The organism is Streptomyces sp. NPDC048461 (assembly GCF_055587105.1).
In genome coordinates this window covers 586,418-604,366 of sequence record NZ_JBVJGW010000002.1, presented here as the reverse complement: position 1 = coordinate 604,366, position 17,949 = coordinate 586,418, and the positions used below count along the sequence as shown (strand labels likewise).

The following is a 17,949-nucleotide window of genomic DNA, read 5'->3' as shown; positions in this document are numbered from 1 at the left end:
AAGCCGCCGTACGGGTGAGATCCCGCGGCGCCCCGCTCCGGGCCCGCCGCGGCGGGCCTCAGCGCAGGTGGGCCATGCCCGGGTGGGCGGCGGCGTACCCGTCCACGAGCCGCCGGGCCACCCCGACGGAGTCCACGAGCGGGTGCAGGGCGAAGGCCTTGACGGCGGTCGCCCGGGAACCGCTCGCCGCGGCCGCGAGGACCTCCCGCTCGACGGCCTTGACCGCGGTCACCAGACCGACCGCGTGGAGCGGCAGCGGGGCGACGCCGACCGGGTGGGCGCCGTTCGCGTCGACCAGGCAGGGCACCTCGATGACGGCCTCGGCGTCCAGGACGGAGAGCGTGGAGCCGTTGCGGACGTTCAGGATGAGCGTGGCGCGCTCGTCGCGGGCGATGGCCCGCATCAGGGCGAGGGCGACCTTCTCGTAGCCGCCGGACTCCAGGTCGGCCTCGTCGCGCTCGCCGACGCCGGCCGCCTCGCGGTTCTCGGCCATGTACGTGGCCTCGCGCTCGGCCCTGGTGCGGTCCCAGGCGGCGAGCGCCGCTCCGGCGGGCTGCCCGGTCCGGCCGGCCTCGGCGTAGAAGCCGTGCTGCTGGTCGCGCAGGAAGGCGCCGCGGGTCCGCTCGGCCTCCTGGTAGGCCCGTACGGTGTCACGGTTGAAGTAGTAGTAGTGCAGGTACTCGTTGGGGACGGCGCCGAGGGTGCGCAGCCACTCGGCGCCGAAGAGCCGGCCCTCCTCGAAGGACTCCAGCGCCTCGGTGTCGGCCAGCAGCCGCGGCAGTTCGTCGCGGCCGGCGACGCGCAGCCCGCGCACCCAGCCGAGGTGGTTGAGGCCGACGTAGTCGATCCAGGCCTCCCGCGGGTCGGCGCCGAGCAGCCGCGCAAGCCGGCGGCCGAGGCCCACGGGCGAGTCGCAGATGCCGATGACCCGTTCGCCGAGTTCCTCGGCCATCGCCTCGGTGACCAGCCCGGCGGGGTTGGTGAAGTTGATGACCCACGCCTCTGGGGCGGTACGGGCGATCCTGCGGGCGATCTCCCGGGCGACGGGCACGGTGCGCAGGCCGTACGCGATGCCGCCCGCGCCCACCGTCTCCTGGCCCAGCACCCCCTCGGCCAGGGCGATCCGCTCGTCCGCGGCGCGCCCCTCCAAGCCGCCGACGCGGATGGCGGAGAAGACGAAGTCGGCGCCGCGCAGGGCCTCGTCGAGGTCACGGGTGGCGGTGACGGCCGGGGCGTCCGGCACTCCGGCGGCGGCGGCCTGGTCGGCGAGGACGCGGGACATGGCGGCGAGCCGCCCGGGGTCGTCGTCGTAGAGCGTCACGTGGGTGACCCGGCCCTGCGCGTGGTCGCCGAGCAGGGCGCCGTAGACGAGGGGTACCCGGAACCCGCCTCCTCCGAGGATCGTCAGCCGCACGTCCGAACCGCCCTTCACCGGTGGCCGGACCGGGCGCCGGCCGTGGGGCGGCCGGTGCCACGATCCGTGGCATCCCCGCCGCGCGGACGCGCCGCGGGGACACCAGTCTGCCCGGGCCGGCTACTGCCCGAGCGACGGCACGGCGCGCAGGCGGGCGCCCTGCTGCTGTACGGGCCCGCTCTCCCGGACCGGACCGGTCGGCGCGCCCTGCGGGGCGGACAGGATCAGCGTGATCCGGGTCAGCCCCATCGCGTCGAGCATCCGGCTCGTTTCGGCCACCATCCGGCAGCGGACGAGCCCCCGGCGGGGGTCGGGGTGGCGCACGGTGCGCACCGCCCCGTCCGGTTCGGCGGCGTCCGCCCCGTGCGTGCTCAGCCAGTGCGGGACGCCGTACCGGTAGGCGGCCTCCATGAACGGGTCGCGGGCGACCTCCTGGCGGATGCTGCGCAGCCCCTCGTCGTCCGGCGCCGCGGCGAGCGCGTTCGCGAACCGGGCCAACAGCGGCACGCACCAGGCCGGTTCGTGGTCGTCCAGCACTCCGGCGGCGTCCGGGTGGAACAGCACGAAGCGCAGGAAGTTGTCGTCCGGCAGGGCCGTCGGGTGCGGCCGTACCGTCTGGAACAGCTGGTCGAAGGCCGAGTTGGTGAGCGCGACGTCCCAGCGGTGGTCCACCAGGAAGCTGGGGTAGGGCACGGACTCCATGAGGGCGGCGTAGTCGCACAGGTAGTCGCGCTGCGCCGGATCCTCGGGGAGCCGGTTCTCCTCCGCGGCGCGCCACGTGGGCGGCGGGTCGCGGTCGACCATGACGCGGAACAGCCAGAAGCACTGCCGCTCGCTCATCTCCAACGCCTCGGCCAGGGCGAGCAGTTTGCGGTCCGTCCATTCCTTGACCAGCCCGCGCTCCCAATTCCCGTACGCGCGCACGCTGATGCGCAGCCGTGCGGCGAGGTCCTCCTGGCTCAGGCCCAGTTCCTCGCGACGCTGGCGCAATATCTCCTTGCGTCGCTCCGACCGCACGGCGCCGCGTGCGGACTCCTCGCCCGCCAGGCGCTCCTCACCGGCTCGGGCGAGGCCATCGGACGGGCCCACCGCTGCGAGATGTAGCACCGAGAGCTCCCCCTCCTCACGGTCTGGATCTTCATTTCCGTGTGGCGATCCTGCTACCGACTTCATTCGAGTGTCAACTATCGTGGCAATTCCAGCCTCGCGACAGCTCATTCCCGCCACAGCTGTGGCACGTTCTAGCCCTTCGGGGCGAGAACGGATAGATTCCAGAAGCCGACCATGTGCCCGAACCGACTTCGCGCGATCTAGGAGAACCACTGGTGACAGACGGCTTCCCGGCTCCCGTCGCGGTGGCCCACGCACCCCTGGCCGCCACCGTCACACGCGTTGCCGAACTCGCGGGCAAGATGGGCCGCGACGCGAATCAGGTATTCGACCTGCGCCGACTCTCCGAAGCGTCCGGCGTGCCCGCCGACGTGGTCCGGATCCTGCTCGACGGCAGGCCCGCCGGCGAACCGGACCTGCAGACCCGTTTCCTCCAGCGCCTCGACCTGCTGCGGCGCACCCGGGTCAAACCCAACGGCCGCCGCTACACGCAGCAGGAGATCGCCGACGGCGCCGGCATGTCCCGGCAGCAGGCCGGCGCACTGATCAACGGCGACCGCCGCCCCACGATGGAGCACTGCGACGCGATCCAGCGCTTCTTCGGGGTACATGCCGGATTCCTCACCGCGCACGACGCGGACGCCCTCACCGACGCCCTCCAGCGCACCGAACAGCAGCTGCTCCAGGACTTCGCGGGGCGCGCGCGGGAAACCTCACCCGCCTCGGCCGCTTCGGCGGGCGATCCGCTGGCAAGACTCCTCCAGAACCACGGTGTGCGGGGCATCGCCTGGCGCGCCGCCCAACTGCCCAGCGACAAGCACCGGGACAAGGTGACCGAATGGCTGGACATGCTCCTCGAAAGCGTCAAACCGAATGAATCGTGACCCAGTCGAAAGTCTGGGTCTGATCCTTGAGTCCTGATCCGGATCCGCGCCGACGGGGAGAACGGTGAGCATAGGCAGAGAGCAGCGGCGGCTGTGCGGGGAGCTGGTGGCCGGCATCCGGCTCACCGCCCCCGTGGAACCCGTGGACCTCTACGCCGCCCTCTGCGAGGGCATGAGCAAACACCGCGGCCGCCGGGTGGACTTCCGGATGGCCTCGTTCCCGCCGGGGACGGCCAGCGGCCTGTGGCTCGACATGGCGGACCGCGATCTCGTGGTCATCGAGGAACGCACCGCACCCGACCACCAGCTGGTCATCCTGGGCCACGAGCTGTGGCACATGAAGGCCGGCCATTGCAGCCACCACGTCGACGGCGCGGCCGTCGCCGCCCGACTGCTGTCCGACGAGGCGGACATCGGCGAAACCGTTCGCCGCGTCGCGGCGCGCACGCGCGCCGATGTCCAGGAGGAGACCGAGGCGGAAACCTTCGGCTTACTGTTGGGCAGCAGGTGCCGGACCTGGCTGGCCGGTTCTGTCGGCCATCGGGCCCCGGCGCAGCGTGACCAGTTGGCGGGCCGCATCGAGGCCTCGCTCGGATACCGGGGGCACAGGAACGACCGTTGAACGGCCAGGACTACTACATACCGGCAGCCGCGATGGCGATCGCACTCGCCTTCAAACTGCCCGCACTGCGGCACAACTGGCGCGACCCGCTCCTGCGTTCGGTCTGCGCCCTGCTGACCCTCGCCGGCGCGGTCTTCACCTTCGCCGCCCCGCCGACCATCGAGGCGGTCAACCGCTGGACCGGGATCACCAACGTCTCGGCCCCCCTCGTGTACTGCCTGATCACCGCCTTCAGCGCCTCGTGCCTGGTCCTGGTCGTCAACTGGCGCGGCGGGCCGCCCGAGCAGACCCGCCGGGTCTCGCGGCGCTGGATCATCGGCTACAGCACGGTCGTGGTCGCCCTGATCGTGCTGTTCGTCCTCGGGGACGCACCGGTCGAGCGGCTGCGGGACTTCGACACGTACTACGCCAACACCCCGTACATGCGGCAGATGATCGGGCTGTACCTGCTGGCGCACCACGTCGCCGCGGTCGTGATGGTGGCCATGTGCTGGCGCTGGTCGCTCCAGGTGCGCGGCTGGCTGCGGGTCGGCCTGATGATCATCGTGTCCGGCTACATCTTCAACCTGACCTACGACGCCACGAAGATGTCGGCGGTCGTCGCCCGGTGGCTCGGCCACGACCTCGACGACCTGAGCACCTACGTCGCCCCGCCGCTCGCCGCCATCGGCGCGCTGATCAGCGCGCTGGGCTTCGTCGTCCCGCTCGTCTGCCAGCGGATGTCGGACAACTGGCAGAGCTGGACGACGTACCGCAGGCTCGGCGCGCTCTGGCACGAGGTGCAGATCTCCGCACCCGACGGCACTCCCTCCGTCCGGATGTCCTGGTGGGCCGCGGCCGAACTGCGGGTCATCCAGCGCGAGTCGGACATCCACGACGGATTCCTGAACCTGGGACCGTACTTCGACCGGGACCTGCGCGACGGCGCCTACGAGAGCGCCGCCGAGGACGGGGCCGACGAGGAGACCGCCCGTGCGGTCGCCGACGCCGCCATGGTCACCGCGGCCGTCCGGGCCCGGTCCGCCGACCCCGAGGGCAACGTGGTCACCGGGGCCGGCGAGGAGACGGTGCTCGACACTGCCGACGGGCCGCGGGACCTGCTGCGGATCTCCCACGCCCTGCGGCACTCGCCGGTGGTCCAGGCGGTACGGCAGCGGACGGCGCAACCGGCCGCCGGACTCGGCTGACGGCGCAACCGGCCGCCGGACTCGGCCGACGGCGCCGGGCGGACCGGCGCGGCGCACCGCGGCGAGCGGCGCACCGCGGTGAGCAGGCCGCGGCGGGCCGGCGTTCGGTCCCGTGCCGGTCAGCGGGCGGCGGCCACCGCCAGCGTCGGGAACAGCTCCTGGAAGGGCCCGGCGGAGTCGACCCCGTCCCGGCCGTAGGGAGCGTCGAAGCTCCACACCATGAACAGCAGGAACACGATCAGGGCGCTGAACAGCCCGGCCAGCAGCAGCTCCCGCCCCGAGCGGCGGATCTGCAGGGTGAAGATCAGCCCCACCGTGACCACACCGCCGACCAGCAGGCCGAACCACACGACGCCCGGCAGCGTGGACTCGTCGCTCTGCGCCCGCGAGTGCCGGGCGTCGTCGGCGGCGGCGATGTGGTCCAGCAGCGGCTGGTAGGCCTGCGCCTGGAGCTCGGTCGCCGGGCTCTGGTGGGTCACGTCGCTGCGCAGCTTGCCGAGCAGCTGGGCACCCTCCGCGGAGGCGCCCTCGCCCGAAGCCAGCAGCGGCCAGTCCACGGCGACGGTGTGGGAGACGTACGCGTCCACCTCGCCGCGGATCCGGTCGCGCACCGGCGCCGGGTACACGTCGGCGCGCTGGGTCACCTCGTACAGCGACTGGGCCTCGCGGCGGACGCTGTCCTCGGCGGCGCCGCGCGCCTCCCAGACGCCAGCGATGGCGAGGCCCAGCACGATCGCGTAGACCACGCCCACCATCATCGTCATGTACTCGATGACGTCGGGGGTCTCGCTGGTGTCCTCGTCATCGGCGGCCCGGCGGTGCCGGATCGTGGTGATGGTGAGGACGACGGCGCAGACGAGCGCCATGGCGATGGCCAGGACCAGCCATTGGGACACGTTGGTTCTCCCGGTGTGGATCGGTGGATCGGTGGATCGGCGAATCTGGGGATCTGCGGTTCAGCCGGTCGGCGGGTCGGCCGACGGGCCGGCGGCGGGGCGCCCGGCGCGGCGGATCAGGCGCGGCCCTTGGACCGCGGCCGCAGGGCGGCGGCCGCGAGGACCGCCGGGGTCGTGACGACGACCATGAGCATCAGCGGGGACAGGCCGCCCGGGCCGCGCCGCGCCAGGGCCACCGAGCGGTACGGGCGCACGTGGAAGGCGCTCACCCGGGCGACGGCACCCGCCCGGAGCGCGGCGGGTGCGGCCGCCCGGACCGGCGCGGAGGCCGGCGCGGCGCCCGGTGCGGGTTCCGGCGGCTTCGGATCCGCGGCCGCGGCCTCCGCGTCCGGCTCCGGTGGGCTCTGCTCGCCCGGCGGGTCCGGCGGCACCGGCGGCGCCGCGGGGAGGGCGGCCACCCCAGGGTGGTGCACGGTCGGCCGGCCGGTGCCGGGCACGGTGGCCCGTACCGGGGGCGGCGCGGCGGGCCGCGTCGGGGACGGCCGCACGGTGGGCCGCCCGGTCTGCGCGGGCCGCTCGGGGCGTTCCGGCCGGGCGGCCGGCACGCACAGGTCGACGCGGGCGCCGTGGCCGTGTCCGTGTCCGTCGCCCGCTACCGCCACGTGGCCGTGCAGCGGGCAGAGGGCCGCCACCAGGCCGGCCCCGGCGAGGTACTGCCAAGCGGTCACCGCGTCCTCCCGTTTCCGCAGCAGATGCAGGGGTTACGGCTGAAGAAACGATCACGGCCCCGGTTCGACACGCGGCAGACAGGTCGAGATCCCGTATCCGGGTGCCGGATGCGCCGCCGGTTGACAGCGGACCGCCCCGCCGGGGGCTCGCCAGGGCCCGCAAACGCGTCCGGGGCGGCCCCGCGGCAGCCCGGCGCGACACCGCGCCGGGCGCCCCGCCCGCGCGCCGGAGCGGGCCCCGGACGGCCGGGCCGTCTGCCGGGGCCCGCGGCTGCCGCCGTCCCGCCGAGGCGAGGCGCGGCGAAACCGGTGGCCGGCGCGAGGCGGCTGTCGGAGGCCACCGGCATCCCACGCGGGGGGGGGGGGGGGGGGGGGGGGGGCGGGGGGGGGTGGGGCCCCCGGGGGGGGGGGGGGCGCCCCCCCCAGGCGGCCGGGGGCCCCCGGGGGGGGGGGCGCCCCCCCCCCCCGCCCCCCGCCCCCGCCCCCCCCCCCGCGCGCGCCCCCCCCCCCCCCCCCCCCACCCCCCCCCCCCGCCCCCCCCCCCCCCCCCCGCCCCCGCCCCCCCGCCGCCCGCGTCCGCGCGCGGTTCTCCCGCCGTGTCCGCGCGAGGCGCGCCTCACAGGCGGACGGGGGCAGCCGGTGGGTGAGGCCCCCGCCGCCCGCCGGGGCGGAGGGTGATCTCCCCGGCGGGCGGCGGGGACCGGGTCCGTGCCCGCGGCCGGTGCCGCCGGCCGCACGGGCCGCGTCGTGTTCCGTACGCGCACCGTCCGTGCACACCGCCTCCTCCGACGGGGCCGCCGGGCCCGCGGCCAAGCGGTCGACGGCGTAGCCGAGTCGACCGTCCCGGCCACCGCACCGGGCCGCACCGGGCCGCACCGGGCCGGGCCGATGCGGGCCGGGCCGGTGCGTGCCGGAGGGCCCGCGACTGCCGTACCGGGACGGAGGATCGGGCTCCGGTACGGCGACGGGGACGGCCGGGATCGGGCGGGATCCGACCGGCACGGCACCTCGCGGACCCATCACCCGGCCCGGCCGGCCGCCGTGTTGACGCGCTCCGCGGGCGGCCCGCCCAGCGGCCCGGACCGCTCGGTCCACTGCCGGAAAGTCCCCCGCCGGACCACTCCCGGTCCGCTGTGTAGGAAGATGTCGGGGTGATCGGAGACGAACCGGTGGTCACCACGACCACGTACGAAGGCACGACCGTCGTCCGCCTGCGGGGCGACCTCGACCAGGACAGCGCGCCCTTCCTCGCCCAGGTCCTCACCGAGGCCGCGGCGAGCGGGGTCCCGCGCACGCTGGTCGACCTGTCCCGCACGCGCTTCGCCGACTCCTCCGTCCTTCACGCCCTGCTCGACGCCCACAAGGCCAACGCCGCGAAGGGAACGGCGCTCGTCCTGGTCGGCCCGCTGCAGGTGGCGGTCCGCCGGCTGTTCGACGTCACCGGAACCGAAGCCGCGTTCCACATGGCGGACACACTGGAGGACGCGATGACATGGTGACCCTCGTCCCGTCCGAACCGGTGTCCGGCGGCATGGACCTCACGACCGGGGGCAGGCGATGACGGTATGAACCCGCCCACAGCACCCGACGACACCCGCGGATCCACCCGCGGCGGGGAGAGCACGTCCGTGGCCGCCCCGGCGACGGCTGCCGCGGTGACGGCCGCCCCGGCGACGCCGGCCGCGGCCCGGGTCACGGCGGCCGGACCGGTCACTGCGGCCGCGGCCCGCGCCGTCGTCGGCGATCTCCTGCACCGTGCGGGCATCGACCCGGACGGCGTCACGGCCGCGGACGCCCTGCTGGTCACGTCGGAGCTCGTCACCAACGCGATCCGCCACGGCGGCGGCATCACCGCCTTCCACACGGAGATCGCGGACGACGTCCTCCACCTGTCGGTCAGCGACGCGAACCCCCGCGTGCCCGCCTCCCGCACCGGCAGCGTCGACCATCCGGGCGGCTACGGGTGGCCCCTGGTCCAGCGGCTCGCCGAACGCATCGACATCAGCAGCCACCCCGGGGGCAAGACCATCGGCACCACGCTGCGCCTGACCTGACCCGACCCGCACGCCCGCCCCGTCCGGACCCGGCCGGCGGTGGCGGTCGCCCCGCTTCCCGGGCGCTAGCATCAGCCACCTCTGACGGCTGATTTGGAAGGCTCACGCGATGGCCGATGACGCATACCTGTTCCTCCTTCCCGACCGGCATCCGCTGCTGGGAGCGGCCTTCGCCTCCGTCGGCACCCTGGAATGCGCCGAGTCGCCGGCGGTCCAGGGCTGGCTCCAGGCACACGGGGTCTCCGCGTCCTCCGAGCAGGTCCGGATCCTTCCCTCCGGAGCGGAGGCGTTCGTCCCCGACGAGGCCGAACGCCTGCCGCTGCCCCTGAGCGAGGAGGAGGCGCTGCGGGTGGAGCAGGAGTGCGCACCCCAGGCCGTCACGGACGTGGAGACGGAACTCCTGCAGTTCCGGGACACCACCCAGGACTGGGAGGGCCTCGTCCACCGGGCCCTGACGGCCGGCATCCCCGCACCGAGGATCGTCCGGCTGACCGGCCTGGACCCGCAGGTCGTCGGCCGTCTGACCATGTGACCGGCGCCCGCCCCCGCGGACCGCGGGGGCGGGAAGGGCCTACGTACGGCGCCTACGTACGGCTGTCGCTGCGCACGGGCGGGTGCTCCGCGCCCGGCGCGGCGGAGTCGGCGTGCCGGGTGCGGTGCGCGGCGGCTTCGGCCGACGCGCCGGCCGCGGTCCGCGCGAGGATGCGCAGGGCCGCTTCGGAGGGCGAGCCGGCCTCGGCCGTGTAGGTGATCAGGCTCTGGTCGGGGTCGTCGGGGAGGTTCAGGCTCTCGTAGGCGAGGGTGAACTCTCCGACCAGGGGGTGGCGCAGGTGGTAGCCGCCGTGGGTCGTCTCCCGGACCTCCTGTTCCTCCCAGAGCCGGGTGAACTCCGGGCTCCGCTCGCCCAGTTCCGCGATGAGCGCCGTGAACCGCGGGTCGTGCGGGTGCCGTCCGAGGTCGAAGCGGAGGTAGGCGACGAGGTCGCGCGCCTTGCGCTCCCAGTTCACGAACCGGCCGCGCACCTCGGGGTCCAGGAAGACCAGCCAGGCCTTGTTGCGGCGTTCGGGCGGCAGCGCGCCGAAGTCCTTGACGAGGGTGGCGAAGAGCGGGTTCCAGGCGAGGACGTCGGTGCGGCGGCCGACGACGAAGGCGGGGGTCTCGGGCATCGACTCCAGGAGTCTGCGCAGCCCGGGCCGGACCTCCTGCGGCTCTTGCGGCGTCGCCCCCGCGCCCGCCCCCCGGCCGTCGGGACGTCCCGCCGTGCGGACCAGGCGGGTCAGGTGCGCGGTCTCCGCCTCGTCCAGCCGCAGCGCGGAGGCGATGGCACCGAGCACGGCGTCCGAGATGTTGCCGGCGCGCCCCTGCTCGAAGCGCGTGTAGTAGTCCACGCTCACGCCGGCGAGCTGGGCGAGCTCCTCCCGGCGCAGCCCCGGAACCCGGCGGCGGCCCCCGAAGGAGCGCAGGCCCGCGTCCTCGGGACGGATCCGCCCGCGACGGGACCGCAGGAAGTCGCCGAGTTCTGCCTTGGGGCCTGCCTGGTTCATGCCTTCAATCCTAGGGTCGGACCCTGGTCACGGGCGATCAGGAGCGATCACGGGCGGCAGCGGCCGGAAGGGGAGGCGGCCGGGACGGTCGCCGGAGGGGCGGCCGTCCGCACGCGGACCCGCCCTTCCGGTCATGCCCCTTTCGTACCCGTTCACTCGCCCGGCGCAGCCCGTCACGCCCCGCCTCCCCTCCCGCCCCATGATCGGAGGGAGCACCCGGCGGACACCCCTCGACCAGGGCCGCGACCGGGACCGGGGACCGGAGGGACGGTGGCGGATGGGACCGGACGGTCGCGACGGCCTGGCGGGCCGGGCCGACGCGCTGATGGACGGCCTGCGGGCCGATCTGGAGCGGCTGGCGGCGATCCCGTCCGTCGCCTTCCCCGGCTACCCGCCCGAGCCGGTCCTGGAGGCGCACGACCTGGTCGTCTCCCTGCTGCGCGACGCGGGCGTCCCCACGATCGAGCGGATCGACCTGCCCGACACCGCACCGGTGATCTACGGCGAGATCCCGCCGCCGGACCCGGACGCCCCCACCGTCCTCCTCTACGGGCACTACGACGTGCAGCCCGCCGGCAACCCCGCCCTGTGGCTCTCGCCGCCCTTCGAGCCGACCCCCGTCCCCGGTGGACTGCGCGCCCGCGGCATCGCCGACGACAAGGCGAACGTGATCGCCCACCTCGGCATGCTCCGGCTCTACGGGGGCCGCCCCCCGGTCGGCGTCAAGATCGTGATCGAGGGGCAGGAGGAGTACGGCAGCCCCTTCGACGACCACCCGCCCACCGACCCCGCCCGCTTCGCCTGCGACGCCATGGTCATCGCCGACCTCGGCAACCTGCGGCCCGGCACCCCCACCCTGACCACCGGCCTGCGCGGAGCCTGCGAGGTCACCGTCGAGGTGCGCACCCTGGCCGAACCGCGGCACAGCGGCGAGTTCGGCGGCGCCGCCCCCGACGCGCTCCTGGTCCTCCTGCACGCCCTGGCCTCGCTGCACGACGCCGACGGCGACGTGGCCGTGCCCGGCCTGCGGCGCGAGCCGTGGGACGGGACGACGTACACCGAGGCGGAGTTCCGCGCGCTGGCCTCCGTACGGGACCACGTGCCGCTCCTCGGGACCGGTTCGCTCGGCGAGCGGCTGTGGAGCGGCCCGGCCGTCACCGTCATCGGCCTGGACGCGCCGGCCGTGGACCACGCGGCCTCGGCGGTGGTCCCGTACGCCCGGGCCAAGCTGAACCTCCGCTTCCACCCGCTGCAGGACCCGCGCGAGGCGCGGTCGGCGCTGGTGGACCATCTGCGCGGGCAGCGCCCGTTCGGCATCCCGCTCACGGTCACCCCGGGCGACACCGGCCGCGGCTTCGAGGCCCGTACGGGCGGGGCGGCGTACCGCGCGGCGCTCGTCGCGCTGGAGGAGGCCTGGGGCACGGCTGCCTCGTACGTCGCCACCGGGGGCTCCATCCCGCTGGTGCACGGCCTGGCGCGGGCGGCTCCGGACGCCGAGGTGCTGCTGTTCGGCGCCCAGGACAGCATGTGCAACCTGCACGCCCCCAACGAGCGGGTGCTGCTGTCCGAGCTGCGCAACACGGTGGTGGCGCTGGCCGCCTTCGTCCGGGAGTACGCGGCGGAGTACCGCGCCGCGGGCCACGGCTCCACGGGAGGCGTCCGGTGACCACCGCACCGCCGGTTCCGCCCGCCGCACCGCCGCCGGATGCCGACGCGGCAGGGGCCGGGCCCCCCGCTCCGGCGCGGAAGTTCCGCTTCCCGAGCGCCCTGACCGTGCTCGCCGTCGTGACGGTGGCGGTCTGGCTGCTGGCCTTCCTGATCCCGGCGGGCCAGTACGACCGTACGGAGGACGGCTCCCCCGTCGCGGGGACCTACCACCGGGTCCCGGGCACCCAGAGCTTCACCGAGCGCCTGAGCGACCTGTTCCTCTCCCCCGTCAACGGCCTGTACGGCCTCCAGGACCCGAAGACCGGCGACGTGGGCCCGAGCTTCGCGGGCGAGCTCTACGGCAGCGCGGGGGTCTTCCTCTTCGTCCTCGCCATCGGCACGTTCATCACGGTCGTCTTCGCCACCGGCGCCCTGGACCGCGGGATCGCCCGCCTCGCCCACCGGCTGCGCGACCGCGGTGGCCTGCTGATCGCCGCCGTGATGCTGGTGTTCTCCGTGCTCGGCACGGTGGAGGGCTTCGCGGAGGAGACCCTCGGCTTCTACGGGCTGCTGGTGCCGATGATGCTGGCCCTCGGCTACGACCGGCTCGTGGCCGTCGGCTCGGCGATCCTCGGCGCGGGCGTCGGCGTGCTGTGCTCCACCGTGAACCCGTTCGCGACCGGCGTGGCCTCCTCCGCGGCCGACATCTCCCTCGGCGACGGCATCGGGCTGCGCTTCGCGATGTGGGTGGTGCTGACGGCCGTGACGATCCTGTACGTCGTCCGGTACGCGAGGCGCGTCCAGCGGGACCCGGCCGCTTCGCTGTGCGGTTTCCTCCCCGGGGACCGGGAGCAGAGGGCCACCGGCGCCGAGGAGGCGGAACCCGAGCTGAGCCGCTTGCACAAGACGGTCCTGACCCTCCTCGTCCTCGTCTTCGCCTTCATGATCTTCTCGGTGGTGCCCTGGTCCGGCGCCCTGACGGGGAAGGCGGACGCGGCGCCGTACCGCTGGGAGCTGGGCTGGTCCTTCCCGCAGCTCTCGGCGCTGTTCCTGTGCGCGGCGGTGCTGGTGGGCCTGGTGGCCCGGATGGGAGAGGCCAAACTCAGCGCGACGATCGTGCAGGGTGCGGCCGAATTCATCTCGCCGGCGCTGGTCATCATGCTGGCGCGCGGGGTGACGGTCATCATGAACAACTCGAAGATCACCGACACCGTGCTGCACGCGATCGAGGGGATCGTCAGGGGCACCTCGTCCGGGGTCTTCGCGGTGATCGTGTTCGTGGTGAACCTCCCGCTGGCGTTCCTGATCCCCTCGACGTCCGGGCACGCCACCCTCGCCATGCCGATCCTGGCCCCGCTGGCCGACTTCGCGGGCGTCCCGCGCGCGCTGGTGGTCACGGCCTGGCAGTCCGCCAGCGGCTGGATGAACCTGTGGGCGCCGACCACGGCCGTGACCATCGGCGGCGTCGCGCTGGCCAAGGTCGGCTACGACAAGTACCTGCGGTTCGTCTGGCCGCTGCTGGCGATCCTGTTCGTGCTGATCTGCGGGTTCCTGGTCGCCGGCGCCACCCTGTGAGGCCGGTCCCGCCGCGGGGCGTCACCGGGCCCGGGCACGCCGGAGGGGCGGGGGGGGGGGGGGGGGGGGGCCGGGGGGCCCCCGGCCGCGGCGGGGGGGGGGGGGGGGGGGGGGCCGGGGGGGGGGCGCGGGCGCCCGCGCGCGCCCGCCCGCCCCCCGCCCCCCCCCGCCCCCCCCCCCCCCCCCCGGCGCGGGGCCCCCCGCGGGCGGCCCCGGGCCGCGGGCGCGCGCCCGCCCCCCCCCCCCCCCCCCCGCCCCTCACGGGCTGACGGGGTGGGGCCTCAGGCGTCCGGGGAGCCGCCGAAGCGCTCCCGGTACGACTCCAGGTCCTCTTCGGTGATCTTCGCGAAGAGCACCGGCGGTACGGTGAACGGCGTCCCGGCCGGGACCGCGTCCAGGGACCGGGCCTGCTCCGGGGTCACCCACGCCGCGGTGTCGTCGGCGAGCGCGAACGCGGAGCGCATGGCGCGCGCCGAGGCCGGGATGAACGGCTCGGAGACCACCGAGTAGAGGTGGATGAGGTTCATGGCGGTGCGCAGGGTCAGCGCCGCGCCCTCCGGGTCGGTCTTGATCTCCAGCCAGGGGGCCTTCTCCTCCAGGTAGGAGTTTCCGGCCGACCACAGGGCGCGCAGGGCGGCCGCGGCCTTGCGGTACTGGAGCGTCTCCATGTGGCCCTCGTACTCGGCCAGCAGCTCGGCGATCTGGCCGCCCAGCTTCGTCTCGGCCTCGCCGGCCGCGTTGCCCGCGGGGACGTCGTCGCCGAAGCGCTTGCGGGAGAAGGACAGGACGCGGTTGACGAAGTTGCCGAGGGTGTCGGCGAGGTCCTTGTTGACCGTGGCGGTGAAGTGCTCCCACGTGAAGGACGAGTCGTCGGACTCGGGGGCGTTGGCGATGAGGAAGTAGCGCCAGTAGTCGGCCGGGAGGATCTCCAGCGCGTGGTCGGTGAAGACGCCGCGCTTCTGCGAGGTGGAGAACTTGCCGCCGTAGTACGTCAGCCAGTTGAAGGCCTTGACGTAGTCGACCTTCTTCCACGGCTCGCGGGTGCCCAGCTCGGTGGCCGGGAACATCACGGTGTGGAAGGGGACGTTGTCCTTGGCCATGAACTGGGTGTAGCGGACGTCCTCGGCCTCGTACCACCAGGACTTCCAGTCGCGGTTCGCCGGGTCGGCGTCCGCCCACTCCTTGGTGGAGGCGATGTACTCGATCGGGGCGTCGAACCAGACGTAGAAGACCTTGCCGTCCGCGGCCAGTTCGGGCCACGTGTCGGCCGGGACCGGGACGCCCCAGTCGAGGTCGCGGGTGATGGCGCGGTCGTGCAGGCCCTCGGTCAGCCACTTGCGGGCGATGGAGGACGCCAGCTGCGGCCACTCCTCCTCGTGCTCCGCCACCCAGGCCTCGACCTCGACCTGGAGCTTGGACTGGAGGAGGAAGAGGTGCGTGGTCTCGCGGACTTCCAGCTCGGTGGAGCCGGAGATCGCCGAGCGGGGCTCGATCAGGTCCGTGGGGTCCAGGACGCGGGTGCAGTTCTCGCACTGGTCGCCGCGGGCCTTGTCGTAGCCGCAGTGCGGGCAGGTGCCCTCGACGTAGCGGTCCGGCAGGAAGCGGCCGTCCGCGGGCGAGTACACCTGCCGGATCGCGCGCTCCTCGATGAAGCCGTTCGCCTGGAGCTGCCGCGCGAAGTGCTGGGTGATCTCGGCGTTCTGCTGTGAGGAGCTGCGGCCGAAGTAGTCGAAGGACAGCTCGAAGCCGTCGTAGACCGCCTTCTGGGCGTCGTGTGCCTGCGCGCAGAACTCGGCGACGGAGACGCCGGCTTCCTTCGCGGCGAGTTCGGCGGGGGTGCCGTGCTCGTCGGTGGCGCAGATGTACAGGACGTCGTGGCCGCGCTGGCGGAGGTACCGGGAGTACACGTCCGCCGGAAGCATCGACCCGACCATGTTGCCCAGGTGCTTGATCCCGTTGATGTACGGAAGCGCGCTGGTGATCAGGTGTCGAGCCATCCTCGGATGCTCCATTTCCTCTGTGCGGTGCGACGTGACGTCACGGAATGTGAAGGCGGTTCATCGTATCGAACCGCCGAAAGGCCACGCGCCGCATTTGTTCGGGGTGGAATAACGCAAAAGCGAGGGCAGTGACCTCTCCGTCACGGCCCTCGCGATCGCGCCCATGCTACAGCCGCCCGGCGGCGCGCCCGACCGCCGCGGAGCCGGGGGCGTGCTCCTAGTCCCGGCCCCCGGAGGCGCCGTCGAGCGCCGTGATCCGGGCTCCGCTCGCGAGGCGGCCCGTGAGGGAGACCGGGGCTCCTTCCGGGCCGGCGGGCGCGACCAGGATCCGGCCGTTCGCCTCGGCCCGGACCGCGCCGGTCGCGGTGATCCCGGCCACCTCGCGGCTCCCCGCGGCCACCAGGAACCAGCGGCCCGCGGGCGAGCGCCACCGGGTACCCACGAGCAGGTGCTGCCCGAAGCGCCCGCAGGCCGCCGTGGCCCGGGCCCGCACCACGTCCTGCGGGGACCCGGCCGGCGGGCGCAGCTGGACGAGCACGTCGCCGGGGCCGGCCCAGCCGGAGGCGCGGGTGCAGGACCACACGGCCCGGCCGCCGCCGTCGGGGAGCTCGGAGCCCGCGAAGTCCCAGACGTTGACGGCGCGGACGGCGCCGCCGCCCAGTTCCCGCAGCCGGCACGCGGTGGGTGCCCAGGCGGCCCGCGCGGCGGCGCCGGTGACCTCGCGCGGCTGCCGGGCGGCCACGGCGCCGGGGCCGTCCGGCAGCGGCGTGTAGGTGAGGTGGACCGGGGAGAGCGCGCCGAGGTCGGCGAGGACGAAGGAGTGCTTCTCGACGATGCGGGCGGAGGAGGTGAGTTCGAGTACGGGCCAGGACCCGCAGTCCCCCGCCGTACGGGGCACCGCCGCCGGAGCCGTGACCCCGTCGGGGGCGACGGCCAGCGGCGCGCCCCCGTCCCCGGTGCGGAGCAGGTCGCGGGTGGCGGCCCGCTCGATCCACGGGGCGAGCAGGTAGCGGGCCGGGCCGCCGTCGGAGGGCCGGACCAGGGTGAGCGCGGCCGCGGTGGTGACCCCCGCCTCGTCGGTACGGGCGAAGGCGAGCTCCCGCTCGCGGGGTCCGGCGGCCGCTTCGGCGTAGCGGACCACGCGGTCCCCGTCGAGCAGCAGCACCACGGCCCGGCCCTCGCTCTCGCCCGCGTACAGCAGCTGCGGGGGCCGGGTGGGCGGGTCGGTCGCCGTCCCCGGGGCGGCGGTGACGGGGACCCCGCCCGGCCGGGCCGCCCAGGTGCCCAGCGCCCGTGCCAGCAGGGCCCGGTCGGCGGTGCGCCCGCCGCGGGCCGGCCAGGCGGTGAAGTCCACCCGGGCGGTGTCGGCCCAGGCCTGGGCCGGGACCCGGAGCAGCCGGCCGGGGTCGAGCGCCCGCGCGGCCACCGGTCCGGCGGCGGGCGTGGCCTCCGGGCGCGGCGCCGACGCGTCGGCCACCAGGAGCCCGGTGACGAGCGCGCACACGGCGGCGACGGCCCACGCGGCCCGGGCCCGGCGGCGCCGCCGGAGCAGGTCGGTGGGGCGGGCGCTGACGACGCTGGCGTCGAACTCCGGGGTGCGCAGGGTGGCCAGGAGCGGTGCGCCGACGGGCAGCGCGAGCGCCTCGCGCACCGCGTCGGCGGGGTCGTCGGCGCCGGCGGCCCCGAGGAGCCGGACGGCCGCCTCCTCGGGGAGCCCGTCCATGCGGTGCAGGACGAAGGCGGCCCGGACCGGCCCCGGCGCGCCCGCCAGCACCCCGGCCGCCTCGTCGATCCCGCCGGCCGGGGGCCAGAGCCGCAGCCCCCACACGAAGGGCGGGACGAGGGGCCAGCCGGCCTTCGCCAGGACGGAGCGGATCCGGCCGGAGGGGGCGAGGGAGGCCCGCAGCACCCGTACCCGCACCTCGGAGAGCGGCCCGCCGGGGCTGTCGGGGCCCGCCAGGGGGCCGGGGCGACCCGGGCTTCCCGGCCCGGACGGCCCCGCCGGACCGTCGGCGCCGCCGGAGCCCCCGCCCCCGGGCCCGGGGCCCGTGCCCCCCAGCCCCCTGGGCAGCGCGTGCTGCACCGCCCGGTGCGCCAGCAGCACGCGGGTGTGGCGCCCGAGGGGCTCGGGGAGGGTGAGGTAGGCGAGCCGTACCAGCTGGGGGTACTGCTCGACGAGGACCGCCTCGGCCTGCTCGACGGCGGTGGAGCCGAATCGCTGCGATGTGCTCACCCACCGACAAACGAGTGAATCGTGCGATGGTCACACGCCGTGCGCCCTCCACCTT

General features: G+C 75.0%; 15 protein-coding genes. 8 read left to right on the top strand and 7 right to left on the bottom strand.

Annotated elements, in window-relative coordinates; all coding sequences use genetic code 11:
* Nucleotides 1–58: 58 nt before the first annotated feature.
* Both ACZ6S8_RS05530 and ACZ6S8_RS05525 read right to left on the bottom strand, forming a co-directional pair.
* On the bottom strand, nt 59–1,414 hold the full coding sequence (locus ACZ6S8_RS05530; RefSeq protein WP_469452724.1) for a 6-phospho-beta-glucosidase: 1,356 nt from the start codon (nt 1,412–1,414) through the stop codon (nt 59–61).
* 120 nt (nt 1,415–1,534) lie between these two features.
* Nucleotides 1,535–2,521 (bottom strand): helix-turn-helix domain-containing protein, encoded by a 987-nt coding sequence (locus ACZ6S8_RS05525; RefSeq protein WP_469452722.1) that lies wholly within the window; start codon nt 2,519–2,521, stop codon nt 1,535–1,537.
* Nucleotides 2,522–2,739: 218 nt separating this feature from the next.
* On the opposite strand from ACZ6S8_RS05525, the gene ACZ6S8_RS05520 reads away from it, so the two are divergent.
* The 3 genes from ACZ6S8_RS05520 (at nt 2,740) to ACZ6S8_RS05510 (ending at nt 5,217) form a co-directional block, all read left to right on the top strand.
* Nucleotides 2,740–3,408, top strand: coding sequence for a helix-turn-helix domain-containing protein (locus ACZ6S8_RS05520; RefSeq protein WP_383918836.1), 669 nt, complete (start codon nt 2,740–2,742; stop codon nt 3,406–3,408).
* A 64-nt stretch (nt 3,409–3,472) separates the two neighbouring features.
* Nucleotides 3,473–4,030 carry a toxin-antitoxin system, toxin component gene (locus ACZ6S8_RS05515; RefSeq protein ID WP_469452720.1) on the top strand — a complete coding sequence of 186 codons (558 nt, stop codon included), beginning with the start codon at nt 3,473–3,475 and terminating at the stop codon, nt 4,028–4,030.
* Complete coding sequence (locus tag ACZ6S8_RS05510; protein ID WP_469452718.1) at nt 4,027–5,217, top strand: MAB_1171c family putative transporter; 1,191 nt, start codon at nt 4,027–4,029, stop codon at nt 5,215–5,217. The genes ACZ6S8_RS05515 and ACZ6S8_RS05510 overlap by 4 nt, the downstream gene beginning before the upstream one ends.
* A 119-nt stretch (nt 5,218–5,336) precedes the next feature.
* On the opposite strand, the gene ACZ6S8_RS05505 is transcribed toward ACZ6S8_RS05510, so the two are convergent.
* Together ACZ6S8_RS05505 and ACZ6S8_RS05500 are read right to left on the bottom strand one after the other, a co-directional pair.
* Nucleotides 5,337–6,113: a bestrophin-like domain gene (locus ACZ6S8_RS05505; protein WP_469452716.1), complete on the bottom strand. Its 777-nt coding sequence runs from the start codon at nt 6,111–6,113 to the stop codon at nt 5,337–5,339.
* Nucleotides 6,114–6,229: 116 nt separating this feature from the next.
* The gene (locus ACZ6S8_RS05500; protein ID WP_469452715.1) at nt 6,230–6,841 is read right to left on the bottom strand and encodes a hypothetical protein; all 612 of its coding nucleotides are present in this window, start codon (nt 6,839–6,841) and stop codon (nt 6,230–6,232) included.
* 1,151 nt (nt 6,842–7,992) lie between these two features.
* Here ACZ6S8_RS05500 and ACZ6S8_RS05495 point away from each other — a divergent pair.
* The 3 genes from ACZ6S8_RS05495 to ACZ6S8_RS05485 all read left to right on the top strand — a co-directional run bounded on the left by ACZ6S8_RS05495 (nt 7,993) and on the right by ACZ6S8_RS05485 (nt 9,427).
* Nucleotides 7,993–8,340, top strand: a complete 348-nt coding sequence (locus ACZ6S8_RS05495) for an STAS domain-containing protein (protein WP_469452713.1) — start codon at nt 7,993–7,995, stop codon at nt 8,338–8,340.
* Nucleotides 8,341–8,406: 66 nt separating this feature from the next.
* Nucleotides 8,407–8,895 carry an ATP-binding protein gene (locus ACZ6S8_RS05490; RefSeq protein WP_469452711.1) on the top strand — a complete coding sequence of 163 codons (489 nt, stop codon included), beginning with the start codon at nt 8,407–8,409 and terminating at the stop codon, nt 8,893–8,895.
* Nucleotides 8,896–9,004: 109 nt separating this feature from the next.
* On the top strand, nt 9,005–9,427 hold the full coding sequence (locus ACZ6S8_RS05485; protein ID WP_469452709.1) for a DUF6003 family protein: 423 nt from the start codon (nt 9,005–9,007) through the stop codon (nt 9,425–9,427).
* Between the two features lie 52 nt (nt 9,428–9,479).
* On the opposite strand, the gene ACZ6S8_RS05480 is transcribed toward ACZ6S8_RS05485, so the two are convergent.
* Nucleotides 9,480–10,439, bottom strand: a complete 960-nt coding sequence (locus ACZ6S8_RS05480; protein ID WP_469452707.1) for a helix-turn-helix transcriptional regulator — start codon at nt 10,437–10,439, stop codon at nt 9,480–9,482.
* Nucleotides 10,440–10,716: 277 nt separating this feature from the next.
* Between ACZ6S8_RS05480 and ACZ6S8_RS05475 the strand changes: the two genes are divergently transcribed.
* Together ACZ6S8_RS05475 and ACZ6S8_RS05470 are read left to right on the top strand one after the other, a co-directional pair.
* Nucleotides 10,717–12,105, top strand: a complete 1,389-nt coding sequence (locus tag ACZ6S8_RS05475) for a M20/M25/M40 family metallo-hydrolase (protein WP_469452705.1) — start codon at nt 10,717–10,719, stop codon at nt 12,103–12,105.
* A gap of 107 nt (nt 12,106–12,212) precedes the next feature.
* Nucleotides 12,213–13,661 carry a YfcC family protein gene (locus ACZ6S8_RS05470; protein WP_469452796.1) on the top strand — a complete coding sequence of 483 codons (1,449 nt, stop codon included), beginning with the start codon at nt 12,213–12,215 and terminating at the stop codon, nt 13,659–13,661.
* 281 nt (nt 13,662–13,942) lie between these two features.
* Here the strand turns inward: ACZ6S8_RS05470 and metG are convergent, their stop codons facing one another.
* Nucleotides 13,943–15,658 carry a methionine--tRNA ligase gene (gene metG, locus ACZ6S8_RS05465; protein WP_469452703.1) on the bottom strand — a complete coding sequence of 572 codons (1,716 nt, stop codon included), beginning with the start codon at nt 15,656–15,658 and terminating at the stop codon, nt 13,943–13,945.
* Nucleotides 15,659–15,878: 220 nt separating this feature from the next.
* Nucleotides 15,879–17,894, bottom strand: coding sequence for a hypothetical protein (locus ACZ6S8_RS05460; RefSeq protein ID WP_469452701.1), 2,016 nt, complete (start codon nt 17,892–17,894; stop codon nt 15,879–15,881).
* Nucleotides 17,895–17,949: the final 55 nt, after the last annotated feature.